Genomic DNA, 13,833 nt, shown 5'->3' with positions numbered 1-13,833 from the left:
ACCGGATAAGCCCGCCAAAAAAGGGTTCTTTTTATATGTTAAACTATTTACTTCCTATATTAGCAGTACTTGCAGGATATCTTTTTGTATTGATATTCAAAATAAAAGAGAAACATACGCTTAAATTGTTTTTAGCATTTAGTGGTGCTTTTTTACTTTCTATCACCGTTTTTAACTTGTTTCCGGAAGTTTACCATCATGGCGATTCAAAACGGACCGGTGTTTTTATTATGATGGGGATATTGCTCCAGATATTTTTGGAGTTTTTTTCCAAAGGTGCCGAGCATGGTCATGTGCATTTGCATAAAACCCTGAACCAATTTCCGTGGTTATTGTTTATAAGTTTAAGCATTCATGCCATTTTGGAAGGCTTTCCTATACATGACCACGATACTTTGCTCTATGGAATTATAATCCATAAAATACCCGTAGCCATAATTTTAAGTACCTTTTTTATAGGTGCGGACATAAGCCGTGGGAAAACTGCCGCTTTTTTAATTTTATTTTCCTTTATGACACCCATTGGAAGTTTTATAGCCGAAAATTTCGAACCGGTAAAAAGTTACTATCATGAAATTTCGGCTATAGTAATTGGTATTTTCCTTCATATTTCAACAGTTATCCTCTTTGAAAGTTCAGAAGGGCATAAATTCAATCTTAGAAAATTAATTGTTATCCTTGTAGGCATTGTAATTGCCTATTTTATTTAAAGCGTAGCAACATCTTCCCAGTTTACTATTTTGTTATGGTGCATGGCATCGAGCCCCATTTGTACCGAAATGGCCGTTTTGCCCCCTGTTATAACATTGGAAATAGGTTGCTCGTTGTTTAAAATACTGTCTCTAAAATCCATTAAAGCCTGTTTACTGGGATCGGCATGTTTAAAAGGCAACGGAATCCCCTTGCCTTCTTCCCATCCATTGGTAATCGTGGCCCCGGAAACCCCGTCTACGTCGCCGGTAACTTTCTTCCCTTCGTAAGTACCTTCGGGATAAAACCATGCTTTTGTATAATCGAGTATAATGGTTCCCTTATCGCCCATTACCTTTATTTGGTAATCGTCTTTGGCATTGGATGTCAAGCAGGTAAAAGTTGCCTTTACACCTTCGGGATATTCGTACATTAAATGCACATTGTCGTATGTTTCCCTACCGTCTTTCCAGTAATCGATACCGCCCATGCCCATAACCCGGAGCGGATTGGATTTATTCACCCAATTGGCAAAATCTATTTGATGCGAGCAGAGTTCGGCAGGCAGGCCACCAGAAAATTCCCTGTACATGCGCCAATTAATGGCACGCTCCAAAGCTGGGTCCGGCACGGGGCGACGCCAATTCCAATTGCGGTTCCACTGACTTTCAAAAGCGGTTATTTTGCCTATTTTGCCTTCCTCTATAAGTTTTACCACTTCTACATAAAGACGTGAACTGTGATATTGGTGTCCAGTTTGTACAATTTTTCCGGAACTTTTTGCCAGGTCGGCCATTTGCTTTATCTGGTCGTAGCCTCTTGTCATGGTTTTTTCGCAGTACACATGTTTTCCGGCATTTAACGCATCGATTGCAATTTTACCGTGTGTTGCAAAAGGGGTGGCTATTAAAACGGCATCAATGTCCTTATCGGCCAGCAAATCTTCATAATTTGTATACGATTTTGTGTTTTTCCCTGCTCTTTGGAGCCCATTTTGCAGTCGAAACGGAAGAACATCGCAACAAGCAGCCACATTGACCCCTTCTATTTCATTTAAAAAAGGAATAAGGCCACCTCCCCTATCGCCAGTTCCAATAACTCCTATTTGTATGGTGTTATTTGCTGTTAATGTCTTGGCAGCAACGGTTCCAAAAACAGATGTAGCAGCTAAAACTGCACTGCTTTTCTTAACAAAATCTCTACGTTTCATGTATATATGCTATTAATTTATTTCAGGGCATCAATTTTATCAAAATATCAGTAAAACACAACTTTTTATAAACTTTTTATAAAACGGGTACGTACCTTACTCATTTATTATTAATGATTTTGTAAAATTAAAAATAATAAAAGTGACAAAAAAGCTTCACTCCACTTTCTTTTGTTAGAAATAAAATACTTTTGCAGTTTTATATTAAGCCGAGTTCGATTATTCTGACTTTGGTTATAATAATCGAATTCAGGTTAGAATGTTTTTATTTATAATGATATATGTATAGCAAAGAAGCGTCTAAAGCACTGCGGAAAGAATTTTGGATATCGTTCGGGAAGTCGTTTCCGAGGAAATGGATTCTTTATAATACAAAAATCAAAAACTTTTCTTTTAAATTCTATTTTGATACCAAAAAGGCGCTTGTCGCCTTGGATATTGAAGACCCTGACTTGGAGAAAAGGATTCATTATTACGAAAAACTGGAGTCTCTAAAATCGGCCTTAATAGAAAACTATCTTCCCGATGCCATATATTCGGACATTTATTTTTTAGAAAACGGCAAGGAAATCTCAAGGATTTATGTTTTAAAAGAGAATGTATGCATCCATAACAAGAATACATGGCAGGAAACCATGCAGTTCCTCAATGAAACAATGATTAAATTCGAAGAATTTTACACTGATTTTGAATACTTTATAAAATCATAAGTTATTATTTCCATACAATTTACTATATTTACATACATTTATAGAAAATAAGCGTGGAACTATGGAAAACCTAAGCGTCGATACCATTGCCGAATATGTTTTAAAGTACGGGGTCCCTATTTTAAAAGCAATTATAATATTCATCATTGGCTCCTGGATTATCAAGAAAATAGTAAAAGGGCTTAAGGCTTTGATGAGCAAAAGAAGATATGATGAATCCTTACAAAAATTTCTTGTTAGGCTTGTAAGCGTGCTTCTACAGGTTTTTCTTATCATTACCGTTATTTCTACTTTGGGTGTAGAAACCACCAGTTTGGCCGCAGTTATAGCCGCAGCAGGCTTGGCCATTGGTATGGCCTTGCAGGGCTCGCTCTCTAATTTTGCGGGCGGGGTATTGATTATTATTTTCAAACCGTATGAAATTGGGCATTTAATAGAAGCGCAAGGCGAACTGGGCACTGTTAAGGAAATAGACATCTTTAATACCAAGCTCATTACCCCACAGAACAAGCTGGCCATTATCCCCAATGGCGCCATGGCAAACGGCAATATTGTAAATTATACAACTGAAGGGAAAATTAGGGTAGACGTAACCATTGGTATTGGTTATGATGAAGATATAAAAAAAGCCAAAGAGGTTTTATTGGAAGTATTGACCAACAACCCTAAAGTATTGAAAGACCCTGCCCCGTCTGTAAATGTAACAGAGTTGGCCGACAGCTCTGTTAATTTTGCCGTAAGGCCATATGCAAAGCCAGAAGATTATTGGAGCGTGTTTTTTGCTACGGTTGAAGGTTGTAAACTTGCTTTGGATAAAGCCGGAATTGAAATTCCATACCCGCACTCGGTCGAAATTCATAAAGATGCATAAACTGGTCTAAATAATGCTTAAAATCATTAAATAATGAGAAATTGCCCCTGCTAAGACAAAAAGGTGCCATATAACATGGTTGTACGGTATTTTGTTTATGGCATAAAACACAATTCCAACGGTATAAAACAACCCGCCAAGCATTAACAACAAAAGTTGGTAACTTGTAAAAGAAGCCATTAAATTATGTATATCGAAAACAATTAACCAGCCCATGGCCAGATATAGCAAAAGCGATAAAGCTTCAAATTTTCCCGTAAAAAATATTTTAAGGACAATTCCCATAAAAGTAATCGCCCATACAATATAAAATAATATCCAGCCATTTCCCGGCACGAGCATTACCAAACAAACCGGGGTATAAGTACCCGCAATTAAAACATAAATACTAATATGGTCCAGTTTCCTTAAAACCGTTTTCAGCTCGATTTTGTCCACTAGGTGGTACAATGTAGAAACAGTAAAAAGCAAGACCGAGGAGAAACTATAAACACATATGCTTAAAATGCTAAAATCGGTTTTATGACTATTAAAACTTAGTAAAACAAAGAATCCGAAAATGGCCAGCAAAACTCCAAAACCATGAGTTAATGTATTCCAAAATTCTTCTTTGGGAGATTGATCCATAAAGCAAAAATAACCAACAAACTTCACAATTAATTAAACCAGGTAAAACTTAACATCAATTTAAATCCAAGAGCGATTCAACGTATTTTGTTTTCAATAACTTTTTGGTACCCATAAGCATCCACATTGGATTATTATATTATTTTTGATAAAAACTACTTTATGCAAAAGATAATCGACCGATTTATTAGTTATGTGAAAATTGACACCCAATCCAATCCAGATAGCGACTCTACCCCAAGTACAAAAAAACAATGGGACTTAGCGAACAAGTTGGCTGAAGAACTCAAAACCATTGGGATGGAAGATGTAACCATAGACGAAAATGCATACGTAATGGCAACATTGCCCGCAAATATAGACCGAAAAATTCCCACAATAGGGTTTATAGCCCATTTTGATACTTCGCCAGATTTTTCTGGAACCAATGTAAACCCAAAAATCATTGAAAATTACAAAGGCGGGGATATTGTTTTAAATGAAGAAGAAAACATAATCTTGTCGCCAAGCTATTTCGACGACCTAAAACAATACAAAGGCCAAACCATTATTACAACCGACGGGACCACCCTCTTGGGCGCTGATGATAAAGCAGGGATTACAGAAATAGTAACCGCCATGGAATACTTGATAGACAATCCGCACATTCATCACGGACCCGTTCGCATAGCATTTACCCCAGATGAAGAGATTGGCCGGGGCGCCCATAAATTTGATGTGAAAAAATTTGGGGCCGAATGGGCCTATACCATGGATGGCTCCCAAGTTGGGGAACTAGAATACGAAAACTTTAATGCGGCAGGCGTAAAAGTTACCGTTAAAGGAAAAAGTGTACATCCAGGGTATGCAAAAGGCAAAATGATAAATGCCATAACCATAGCCAATGAGTTTTTGTCTATGCTACCAAAAAAAGAAATGCCGCAATTTACGCATCACCGGGAAGGTTTTTTTCACTTTTACGAATTTAAGGGCAATGTTGAACATGCTGAAATTAACGGCATTATACGAGACCACGACAGAGATAAATTTGATGCCCGGAAAGAACTCCTAGAACGCATGATAAGTGATTTAACCGATCGGTTTGGCAGTATTATTTCCATAGAAATCAAGGATCAATATTACAACATGAAGGAAAAAATAGAACCTGTAATGCATATTGTTGATATTGCCGAACAAGCCATGCTCGACCTAAATATCGAACCCATAATAAAACCTATTCGCGGCGGTACGGACGGCTCTCAACTTTCGTACATGGGTTTACCGTGCCCCAATATTTTTGCCGGCGGACATAATTTTCATGGAAGGTACGAATACGTTCCGGCCGAAAGCATGAAAAAAGCAACTGATGTTATAGTTAAAATTGTAGAATTAACGGCAAAATATTATAACGATGAAGCCTAAAAATGTAGACGAATACATACAAAAACATTTGCAGTGGGAAAACGAACTACTGCTACTCCGCTCTATAATAAATGAAACAGAGCTTGAAGAAAATATTAAATGGGGAGCGCCCACTTATACGGTAAACAATAAAAACGTAGTTGGCATCGGGGCTTTTAAAGCACATGCAGGGTTATGGTTTTTTAATGGGGCCTTGCTTAAAGATGAGGCAAAAATGCTAATAAATGCACAAGAAGGCAAAACAGTAGCTATGCGGCAATGGCGCTTTAATACCATTGATGAAATACGCCCCAAACTTGTAAAAAGCTATTTAGAAGAAGCTATTAAAAACCAGAAAGAAGGCCGGGAAGTAAATATTGCGAAAAAGCAAAAAAATATCATTTCAGATGAATTGTCTGTCATGCTAAAAAATGATGCAGCGCTAAAGAATTCCTTTAATGTGTTTACCAAGGCCAAACAAAATGAATTCCACGAATACATAAACGAAGCAAAAAGGAAGGCGACCAAACAAAACAGGCTCCAAAAAATAATTCCGATGATAAAATCGGGAGAAGGCTTATACGACAGGTACAAAAAATAAAAAAGCACCAAATCCATAAATAGACAGGTGCTCTCTTGTTGTTAAACTATAAAATTATTTTTTTTTCTCGACAGGAGCGTTTAATTTTTGAGACATTTCCAAGGAAAGTGCCGATCGTTCAAACTTCATTTTCCCTGCCATGGTTTCAATAACACAAGTATTATCGTTATTAAGGTCTATTACCTTTCCATGCAATCCGCTTTTGGTTACAATGCGGTCTCCACGCTTTAACTCTTGTGCAAATTTTTTCTCCTGCTTTTGCTTTTTAATTTGCGGACGTATCATAAAAAAATACATTACCGCGAAAATTAAAATAAAGGGTGCAAATTGATTTATTGCTTCCATTAAAATTTATGATATTTACTAATTATGCTTTTGGTTGACCCGCAGCTGCTTCTTTAGGTTCTACAAAAGCCTTAATTCTTAATTGTTCGGTTCCTTTTTCGGTATTGGCTGTAATAGTAACGGTTTTTGTTACCTGGTTTCTACCACTACCATTGTATTTTACCAAAATCTCCCCGGTTTCTCCAGGAGCAACAGGTTCTTCAGGTTTTTGAGGGATTGTACATCCGCAAGAACTTTTTGCACTGGTTACTATAAGGGGCGCATCGCCTGTATTTTTAAATTTAAATACTTTCTCTACACTTTGACCTTGAGGGATGTTACCAAAGTCGTATTCGGTTTCTTCAAAAGTCATAACCGGCAATTTTTTTGCCGCTTCGTCGCGTTGCTCTGCTTTGGCAACATTTTCAGATTTAACTTTATTTGCTGCACTATTATCTTTACATGATGTAAAACTCACGGCAGCAGCTAATGTAAGTACCAAAAAAACTTTTTTCATCTTTAGATTGTTTTATTGTTTATAAGTGGTTAATATTTGAGGTTTACCTTTATTTGTTTTCTTAAACAAGAGCCAAAAATACTAATATTTTTTTACATCAAGCCCCTGCCCGACTTATTTAACGAATTGTTGGCTTGATATTCTTTCACCAGTTTGTCCAAAATTCCGTTTATAAAAATACTGCTCTTTGGCGTACTGTATTCTTTGGCTATTTCCAAATATTCGTTAATGGTTACTTTTACCGGTATTGATGGGAACTTTAAAAATTCACAGATTGCCATTTTCAATAATATGGAATCCAGTTCGGCTATACGGTCTGTATCCCAATTTGGGGTTTTTCCTTCTATTGCCTGTTGAATTTTCTCGTTGTTTAAAATGGTTTTCTTAAACAACAGGCTTGCAAACAGCTTATCGTCTTCATCTTTAAACAATGATGGATGGAAATAATCATCTGGAGCTTCGGGTTTTAGCTTCTTCATCATCTTCATCAATAAAGTGTTCACCAAAGGAAGGTCGTCTACCCAGGTAAGTTTCTTGTCCTCAATATATTCGTACAATTTTTCGTTGGGTGCTATAACCTGTTGATAAAGGTCCAACATAAGGTTTCTGTCATCCTTAAAGCTTTGGGCATCGGTTTTCATATAATTTTTATACAGGTCGTTCTCGATTATGGCCCTGTATATAATTTTCACATATTCTTCGTCCAGCTCCCAGCTTACATTTCTGTTTTTCAGTTTTTCTGGCAATACAGTATCATTGACCAATTTTTGTAAAACTGCATTTTCAATAAACTTTCGTTTTGGATTTTTTTCTTCCTTGGTAGCAAGGTATTTTTTTTGTGAAAGCGAAGATTGTTCTTCGGCCATTTTCTGCACTTCTACCAATAGCGCAAGAAGGGTTAAATACAAATTATACATATTCTCCATGCTACTGGACAAAAACTTTTCTTCTTTACCTAAATCAGTGTTTTCCGATTGTACAAATGCGTATATAGATTGCATTACCTTAACTCTGATGTGTCTTCGTGTTAACATGCCTAAAGAACTTTCGTGCCTATAATAAATTAATGAGGGCGAAAGGGAAAAATCCTTTCGCCCTGCAAAAATATAATTATTTTAGAAACCGGGTTATTTTTTCAATGCTATTTTTCGGTTATCTATTCTATTTTGTGCAATGCTCAAAGCGGCTTCATGTGTCGTGCAATCGTGCGTATCGGCATGTGCAAAAATATCCAAGGTTGTTTTATAGATGTTTTCTGTCTTTCTTAATATCTCTTTTTTATCATACCCTTCCAATTCGGCATATACGTTTATAATCCCTCCGGCATTTATCAAGAAATCGGGTGCGTATGCAATGCCCCTTTCTTTTAAAATGGCACCGTGTATTTTTTCGTCTGCCAATTGGTTGTTTGCTGCTCCGGCAATTACTTTAGTGTTTATTGCGTTTACCGTGGCGTCGTTTATGGTAGCCCCTAAAGCACAAGGCGCATATATGTCTAATTGATGGTTGAATATTTCGTTTCCGGGCACTATAACCGCTTTGTACTTTCTGTTTAGCTCGGCAAGTCTGGCTTCGTTAATGTCTGATATAAAAATCTGCGCACCTTCGTTGAACAAGTAATCTACCAATGTTTCTCCAACATGGCCAACGCCTTGCACCAATACTTTCTTACCTTCAAGGCTATCGTCGCCAAATTGATAATGTACGGCAGCTTTCATCCCCATAAATACACCATATGCCGTAATGGGCGATGGGTTTCCGGCGCCTCCCTTTTCTTCTGAAATTCCGGTTACATACGGGGTAACTTCTCTCACGGTATCCATATCGGCAGTTTCCATACCAACATCTTCAGCAGTAATATATTTACCGCTCAACGAATGTACAAACTCCCCAAAACGCTTCATGAGTTCGGGCGTTTTTTGTGTTTTGGCATCTCCAATTATAACGGCTTTCCCACCTCCAAGGTTCAACCCTGTTATTGCAGACTTATAGGTCATGCCCCTTGACAAACGCAAAACATCGTTTAGCGCCTCCCATTCGTTTTCATAATTCCACATTCTCGTGCCGCCCAAGGCAGGTCCTAAAACTGTGTTATGAATTCCTATTATTGCTTTTAATCCTGTATCTTTGTCCTGACAGAAAACGATTTGCTCGTGATCATTAAATGAAAGTTGACCGAAAACCGGATCAACTTTTTTAAGTTCTGCAGGGGCTATCAATTCTGATATCATAAATTATTTTTTTGCGTGTTAGCTTTGATTTTAAATATCGTCAAAATATACGTACAAAAATAAGAATATTTCAATATAAAAGCTAAAATACGTCCTTGTTTTGAGGATTTCACAAAAAAACCGATTTTAGAAAAAAGAAATGAAGGAACTTAAATATATTAACAAATTCTTTAAGAAATATAAATGGAAATTATTAATTGGTGTGTTAATTACCATATTGGCAACCGTTTTTAAATTGGTATTGCCTGAATATGTAGAGCAATCTGTAAGTGTTGTTGAACAATATATCTTAAATGAAAACTCAGATCTTTCCGAAGTAAAGTCAAAACTCCTAAACTATATTTTAATAATTATAGGTTCGGCAGCATTGTCTGCTTTGTTTACTTTTTTAATGAGGCAAACTATTATCAATATTTCCAGATACATAGAATTCGACCTCAAAAACGAAGTGTATGAACAATACCAACGGCTATCTTTAAATTTTTACAAAAAAAACAGGACCGGAGACTTAATGAACCGTATTAGCGAAGATGTCGGACAAGTTAGAATGTATGCGGGGCCTGCCATTCTTTATAGCATCCAGACCATTACATTGTTTTTATGCGTTATTCCGTTAATGTTTTACACAGCGCCCAAACTTGCGGCCTATACCCTTATCCCGCTACCAATATTATCGGTACTGATATACAACATAAGTAAGATAATACACAAAAGAAGCACCAAGGTTCAACAATACCTGTCCAAGCTCTCCACATTTACACAAGAGTCTTTTTCCGGAATTTCCGTTATAAAGGCATATGGAATAGAGCCCAGAATAGGGCAACAAGTAGACGAACTTGCCCTGGAAGGAAAAAATACCAACATGGACCTGGCAAAAGTCAATGCATGGTTTTTCCCATTAATGCTGCTCCTTATTGGCGTGAGCAATATTTTTGTTATTTATGTTGGCGGTATTCAATATATAAACGGCGAAATTGCCAGCACGGGAGTCATTTTAAAGTTTATTATATACGTCAACATGCTTACATGGCCAGTGGCTACCGTTGGCTGGGTAACATCTATTGTACAGCGTGCCGAAGCATCGCAAAAAAGAATAAACGAATTTTTGGACTTAAAACCGGAAATAAAAAACCCAACCGGCGAATCTTCGAAAATTAACGGAAAAATAGAGTTCAAAGATGTTACTTTTACCTACGACGATACCAACATAACGGCATTAAAAAATATTTCGTTTACCATAAACCAAGGAGAAAGCTTTGCCATTATTGGCAAAACAGGCTCGGGAAAATCCACTATTCTCGACTTAATAGGCCGGATGTACGATGTATCTTCGGGAGAAATCTTAATTGATGGCGAGCCCATTGAAAAATTAAACCTATTGGATCTAAGGAATGCCATTGGCGCTGTTCCCCAAGACGCCTTTCTTTTTTCAGATTCCATTAAGAACAATATAAAATTCGGCAACAATGAGGCCACCCATCAAGAAATAGAAAATGCCGCAAAACAAGCCGCCGTACACGAAAACATTACAGCGTTTACCAAAAAATACGATACCATACTCGGGGAAAGGGGATTAACGCTCAGCGGTGGACAAAAACAACGAGTTTCCATAGCAAGGGCCCTTATTAAAAACCCTCAAATATACTTGTTTGACGATTGTTTATCGGCAGTCGATACGGAAACAGAAGAAGAAATCCTGAATAATCTAAAGGATGTTTCGGCAAAAAGCACCACGATTATTGTGAGCCACCGTATTTCATCAGCAAAAAACGCAGATAAAATTATTGTCCTCGAGGAAGGCGAAATTGTAGAGCAAGGCACTCATAATCAACTTATAAACAAAAAAGGGTACTATCATGAACTGTACCTAAATCAGTTATCAGAAAAAGAAAACTAAAAAATTTGTTGTTTCATTACATTTTTTTTCACATTTTTGATTTTGTTAACAATTATAAAAAGTATTTAGAGGAATTATGAGCGATAAAGGTTTTGTAGAGAAAGATGAGATATTCTCTAAAGTGTTGAGAGCCGGAAGAAGAACCTATTTCTTTGACGTAAGGGGCACCAAGGCAGGTGATTATTACCTAACTATTACCGAAAGTAAGAAATTTACCCACGACGATGGATCTTACCACTACAAAAAACACAAAATCTATCTGTACAAGGAAGATTTTGCCTCTTTTAAAGAGAATTTAGAAGAAATGATCGATTTTATTATCGACGAAAAAGGAGAAGAAGTAATATCTGAACGTCACCAAAAAGACTTCAAAAAAGAAAATTTCTCAGACAATGGGGAATCTAAAGAAGGTGAAGAGGTAACTACAGAGAAGTTTACCGATATTAGCTTCGACGATATATAAAAAGACAAAATAAAACCGCTGTATAATGTATATACAGCGGTTTTTATGCTTTTTTAACCTATCCTTAACCCGTTTTCAATTTTAAAATCCGGGTTCAAGAGTGTAATGTCATTATCCTTATCAACAGCCCCAATCACCAAACATTCACTCATAAAATTGGCTATCTGCTTTTTAGGGAAATTTACAACCCCGATAATCTGGCGGCCTATCAAATCTTCTTTTTTATACCTTTTGGTAATTTGGGCAGATGTTTTACGTATCCCTATTTCTTTTCCAAAATCAATAATCAACTTATAGGCAGGATTTCTGGCCTCTGGAAAATCATGCACTTCCATAACCGTACCCACCCTCATGTCTACCTTTAAAAAATCGTTCCAAGACAATAGTTCCATTTAAATAAAAAATTAAAGCTTAAATGGCTAATATATCACTTAAGTTTTAACTTTTCAATCATTTCTCTTGGTACATTTCCGGCATAAGCCCCATAAGCATCTACCAATAGCCCTTTTTCACCACTAGACGTCTCTATAACATACAAAACAGAACTGTCGTCAGGATTCGTTATCCCTTCAAAACGATAATAATTTACCACATCCAATGTTCCGGCATCGTGAATTGTTTTTCGACTTTTGTTTTCAACTCCGGCATCACAAAGATTAAAATCCTCTGTATACCCCTCCTTTTTTAGTTCATCGATGGCTATCGACAAACTTTCATATGATTTTTCCATAATTATCATCCTTTTTAAGGTTTATAAGAAGTTACAAACAACCAAATAAGCAGCCAAAACTTTAGTTTTTTTTTAAGATTAAGCACCAAAACAAAAACTAGTTATCCAACTTCTTTTTTAAATAAATGCTTATTTGTAATTTACAGGAAATAGTAAAACGCGAAACGATGGCAAGAACAGAGAGTAATATGCTAGCATTAGGCACAAAAGCACCTAATTTTGAACTTTTGGATACAGTATCCGGCAAAAAGCTTAAATTGAGTGATGTTTATGGCGAAAAAGCTACCGTAGTGATGTTTATATGCAACCACTGCCCATATGTAAAACATTTAAATAAAGAGATAGCAAAACTTGCAAACGATTATGCCGATGCCGAGGTGGGCTTTGTGGCCATATCCAGTAACGACGTTGATAAATATCCAGAAGACGCCCCCGATAAAATGAAAATCAACGCTGAGGAAAACGGCTTTAACTTTCCATACCTATACGATGAGACCCAAGAAGTTGCAAAGGCTTATGATGCCGCTTGTACACCAGATTTTTATGTATTCGACAGAAACTTGGAATTAATTTACCGTGGCCAGTTTGACGATTCTAGGCCCGGAAACAGCATGCCGATATCCGGACGTGATATAAGGACAGCCATAGATGCCGCAATAATGAGCAAAAACATCTATAAAGCCCAAAAACCGAGCATGGGATGCAATATAAAATGGAAAGAATAGTTAAAACAAAAAAAGCATCAACAAAGTTGATGTTCCTTTAACAATCTTTTATAAGTAAGATTTAAAATTTATTTTATTAATCTAGTAACTTTGTAGAGTAATACTAAAAATCAAAATAAAATGGCAACACTTAGATTAGGCGATGTAGCACCGGATTTTACTGCACAGAGCTCACAAGGAGAAATAAACTTCCACGAATTTTTAGGCGACAGTTGGGGAATCTTGTTTTCCCATCCCGCCGATTACACACCAGTATGCACGACAGAGTTAGGGACTGTAGCTAAATATAAAGATGAATTTGAAAAGAGAAACACCAAGGTAATAGCGTTAAGTGTTGACGGTGTAGAATCTCATAAAGGCTGGATAAACGACATTAACGAAACACAAAATACCAGTGTCAATTTTCCTATAATTGCAGATGAAGACCGTAAAATAGCTCAATTATACGATATGATCCACCCTAACGCAGATGCTACATTAACAGTACGTTCCGTCTATGTTATTGCACCGGACAAAACCATTAAGTTAATGATTACGTATCCTGCTTCGACCGGGAGAAATTTTGATGAATTATTACGTGTCATTGATTCATTACAATTAACCGCCTACCATAAAGTAGCAACCCCGGCCAACTGGAAACATGGAGAAGAAGTGGTTATTAGCCCAGCCATTTCAAGTGAAGACGCCAAAAATATATTCACAAAAGGCTTTAAGGAAGTAAAACCCTATTTACGCTTAACTCCACAACCCAATATTGATTAAAAGGATTAATCAAAACAAACCCACTAAAGCTCCAAATGGAGCTTTTTTTATGTGCTTTAAATAATGAATTACGGCGTTCCCTTGGCGCGGCGGCC

Annotated in this window: 17 protein-coding genes; 9 read left to right on the top strand and 8 right to left on the bottom strand. The window is 36.8% G+C overall.

Features of this window, described 5'->3' with window-relative positions:
* The first annotated feature begins 35 nt into the window (after positions 1-35).
* The gene (locus UXI14_RS16785) at positions 36-710 is read left to right on the top strand and encodes a ZIP family metal transporter (protein ID WP_335967144.1); all 675 of its coding nucleotides are present in this window, start codon (positions 36-38) and stop codon (positions 708-710) included.
* On the opposite strand, the gene UXI14_RS16780 is transcribed toward UXI14_RS16785, so the two are convergent.
* On the bottom strand, positions 707-1,900 hold the full coding sequence (locus UXI14_RS16780; protein WP_277900600.1) for a Gfo/Idh/MocA family oxidoreductase: 1,194 nt from the start codon (positions 1,898-1,900) through the stop codon (positions 707-709). The genes UXI14_RS16785 and UXI14_RS16780 overlap by 4 nt on opposite strands.
* Positions 1,901-2,181: 281 nt before the next feature.
* Here UXI14_RS16780 and UXI14_RS16775 point away from each other — a divergent pair, with 281 nt between their 5' ends.
* Together UXI14_RS16775 and UXI14_RS16770 are read left to right on the top strand one after the other, a co-directional pair.
* Positions 2,182-2,610: a DUF4268 domain-containing protein gene (locus tag UXI14_RS16775; protein ID WP_335967143.1), complete on the top strand. Its 429-nt coding sequence runs from the start codon at positions 2,182-2,184 to the stop codon at positions 2,608-2,610.
* Between the two features lie 61 nt (positions 2,611-2,671).
* A complete protein-coding gene (locus UXI14_RS16770; RefSeq protein WP_335967142.1) occupies positions 2,672-3,481 on the top strand; it encodes a mechanosensitive ion channel domain-containing protein in 810 nt (269 codons plus the stop codon).
* 6 nt (positions 3,482-3,487) lie between these two features.
* Here the strand turns inward: UXI14_RS16770 and UXI14_RS16765 are convergent, their stop codons facing one another.
* The gene (locus tag UXI14_RS16765; protein ID WP_335967141.1) at positions 3,488-4,108 is read right to left on the bottom strand and encodes a hemolysin III family protein; all 621 of its coding nucleotides are present in this window, start codon (positions 4,106-4,108) and stop codon (positions 3,488-3,490) included.
* Positions 4,109-4,270: 162 nt separating this feature from the next.
* Between UXI14_RS16765 and pepT the strand changes: the two genes are divergently transcribed.
* Together pepT and UXI14_RS16755 are read left to right on the top strand one after the other, a co-directional pair.
* Entirely contained in the window at positions 4,271-5,509 is a 1,239-nt protein-coding gene (gene pepT / locus UXI14_RS16760) for a peptidase T (RefSeq protein ID WP_335967140.1), read from the top strand.
* Positions 5,499-6,089 (top strand): DUF1801 domain-containing protein, encoded by a 591-nt coding sequence (locus UXI14_RS16755; RefSeq protein ID WP_335967139.1) that lies wholly within the window; start codon positions 5,499-5,501, stop codon positions 6,087-6,089. Before pepT ends, UXI14_RS16755 begins: the two co-directional genes overlap by 11 nt.
* 54 nt (positions 6,090-6,143) lie before the next feature.
* Here the strand turns inward: UXI14_RS16755 and yajC are convergent, their stop codons facing one another.
* The 4 genes from yajC to UXI14_RS16735 all read right to left on the bottom strand — a co-directional run bounded on the left by yajC (position 6,144) and on the right by UXI14_RS16735 (position 9,161).
* Entirely contained in the window at positions 6,144-6,434 is a 291-nt protein-coding gene (yajC, locus tag UXI14_RS16750; protein ID WP_277900594.1) for a preprotein translocase subunit YajC, read from the bottom strand.
* 22 nt (positions 6,435-6,456) lie between these two features.
* A complete protein-coding gene (locus UXI14_RS16745) occupies positions 6,457-6,930 on the bottom strand; it encodes a DUF1573 domain-containing protein (protein WP_335967138.1) in 474 nt (157 codons plus the stop codon).
* Between the two features lie 92 nt (positions 6,931-7,022).
* Complete coding sequence (gene nusB / locus UXI14_RS16740; protein WP_335967137.1) at positions 7,023-7,931, bottom strand: transcription antitermination factor NusB; 909 nt, start codon at positions 7,929-7,931, stop codon at positions 7,023-7,025.
* A 126-nt stretch (positions 7,932-8,057) separates the two neighbouring features.
* Complete coding sequence (locus UXI14_RS16735; protein ID WP_335967136.1) at positions 8,058-9,161, bottom strand: Glu/Leu/Phe/Val dehydrogenase dimerization domain-containing protein; 1,104 nt, start codon at positions 9,159-9,161, stop codon at positions 8,058-8,060.
* A gap of 139 nt (positions 9,162-9,300) precedes the next feature.
* Here UXI14_RS16735 and UXI14_RS16730 point away from each other — a divergent pair, with 139 nt between their 5' ends.
* Together UXI14_RS16730 and UXI14_RS16725 are read left to right on the top strand one after the other, a co-directional pair.
* Positions 9,301-11,058, top strand: a complete 1,758-nt coding sequence (locus UXI14_RS16730) for an ABC transporter ATP-binding protein (protein ID WP_335967135.1) — start codon at positions 9,301-9,303, stop codon at positions 11,056-11,058.
* A gap of 76 nt (positions 11,059-11,134) precedes the next feature.
* A complete protein-coding gene (locus UXI14_RS16725; protein ID WP_277900589.1) occupies positions 11,135-11,521 on the top strand; it encodes a PUR family DNA/RNA-binding protein in 387 nt (128 codons plus the stop codon).
* A gap of 53 nt (positions 11,522-11,574) precedes the next feature.
* Here the strand turns inward: UXI14_RS16725 and UXI14_RS16720 are convergent, their stop codons facing one another.
* Both UXI14_RS16720 and UXI14_RS16715 read right to left on the bottom strand, forming a co-directional pair.
* On the bottom strand, positions 11,575-11,913 hold the full coding sequence (locus UXI14_RS16720) for a tRNA-binding protein (protein WP_277900588.1): 339 nt from the start codon (positions 11,911-11,913) through the stop codon (positions 11,575-11,577).
* Positions 11,914-11,948: 35 nt separating this feature from the next.
* The gene (locus tag UXI14_RS16715) at positions 11,949-12,251 is read right to left on the bottom strand and encodes a phosphoribosylpyrophosphate synthetase (protein ID WP_277900587.1); all 303 of its coding nucleotides are present in this window, start codon (positions 12,249-12,251) and stop codon (positions 11,949-11,951) included.
* Between the two features lie 167 nt (positions 12,252-12,418).
* Between UXI14_RS16715 and UXI14_RS16710 the strand changes: the two genes are divergently transcribed.
* Together UXI14_RS16710 and UXI14_RS16705 are read left to right on the top strand one after the other, a co-directional pair.
* Positions 12,419-12,976 (top strand): thioredoxin family protein, encoded by a 558-nt coding sequence (locus UXI14_RS16710; RefSeq protein ID WP_277900586.1) that lies wholly within the window; start codon positions 12,419-12,421, stop codon positions 12,974-12,976.
* Positions 12,977-13,096: 120 nt separating this feature from the next.
* Positions 13,097-13,738, top strand: coding sequence for a peroxiredoxin (locus UXI14_RS16705; protein ID WP_335967134.1), 642 nt, complete (start codon positions 13,097-13,099; stop codon positions 13,736-13,738).
* Positions 13,739-13,833: the final 95 nt, after the last annotated feature.

Source organism: Galbibacter sp. PAP.153 (genome assembly GCF_037029175.1).
In the GTDB taxonomy this organism is placed as follows: Bacteria; Bacteroidota; Bacteroidia; order Flavobacteriales; family Flavobacteriaceae; genus Galbibacter; species Galbibacter pacificus.
Note: the sequence above shows the minus strand (reverse complement) of the source record. Positions and strands in the feature narration are given on the sequence as shown.

Bases quoted from the DNA above. Each gene is read 5' to 3' on its own strand.
- UXI14_RS16785 (WP_335967144.1), top strand. From the start codon at position 36: ATGTTAAACTATTTACTTCCTATATTAGCAGTACTTGCAGGATATCTT.
- UXI14_RS16780 (WP_277900600.1), bottom strand. From the start codon at position 1,900: ATGAAACGTAGAGATTTTGTTAAGAAAAGCAGTGCAGTTTTAGCTGCT.
- UXI14_RS16775 (WP_335967143.1), top strand. From the start codon at position 2,182: ATGTATAGCAAAGAAGCGTCTAAAGCACTGCGGAAAGAATTTTGGATA.
- UXI14_RS16770 (WP_335967142.1), top strand. From the start codon at position 2,672: ATGGAAAACCTAAGCGTCGATACCATTGCCGAATATGTTTTAAAGTAC.
- UXI14_RS16765 (WP_335967141.1), bottom strand. From the start codon at position 4,108: ATGGATCAATCTCCCAAAGAAGAATTTTGGAATACATTAACTCATGGT.
- pepT (WP_335967140.1), top strand. From the start codon at position 4,271: ATGCAAAAGATAATCGACCGATTTATTAGTTATGTGAAAATTGACACC.
- UXI14_RS16755 (WP_335967139.1), top strand. From the start codon at position 5,499: ATGAAGCCTAAAAATGTAGACGAATACATACAAAAACATTTGCAGTGG.
- yajC (WP_277900594.1), bottom strand. From the start codon at position 6,434: ATGGAAGCAATAAATCAATTTGCACCCTTTATTTTAATTTTCGCGGTA.
- UXI14_RS16745 (WP_335967138.1), bottom strand. From the start codon at position 6,930: ATGAAAAAAGTTTTTTTGGTACTTACATTAGCTGCTGCCGTGAGTTTT.
- nusB (WP_335967137.1), bottom strand. From the start codon at position 7,931: ATGCAATCTATATACGCATTTGTACAATCGGAAAACACTGATTTAGGT.
- UXI14_RS16735 (WP_335967136.1), bottom strand. From the start codon at position 9,161: ATGATATCAGAATTGATAGCCCCTGCAGAACTTAAAAAAGTTGATCCG.
- UXI14_RS16730 (WP_335967135.1), top strand. From the start codon at position 9,301: ATGAAGGAACTTAAATATATTAACAAATTCTTTAAGAAATATAAATGG.
- UXI14_RS16725 (WP_277900589.1), top strand. From the start codon at position 11,135: ATGAGCGATAAAGGTTTTGTAGAGAAAGATGAGATATTCTCTAAAGTG.
- UXI14_RS16720 (WP_277900588.1), bottom strand. From the start codon at position 11,913: ATGGAACTATTGTCTTGGAACGATTTTTTAAAGGTAGACATGAGGGTG.
- UXI14_RS16715 (WP_277900587.1), bottom strand. From the start codon at position 12,251: ATGGAAAAATCATATGAAAGTTTGTCGATAGCCATCGATGAACTAAAA.
- UXI14_RS16710 (WP_277900586.1), top strand. From the start codon at position 12,419: ATGGCAAGAACAGAGAGTAATATGCTAGCATTAGGCACAAAAGCACCT.
- UXI14_RS16705 (WP_335967134.1), top strand. From the start codon at position 13,097: ATGGCAACACTTAGATTAGGCGATGTAGCACCGGATTTTACTGCACAG.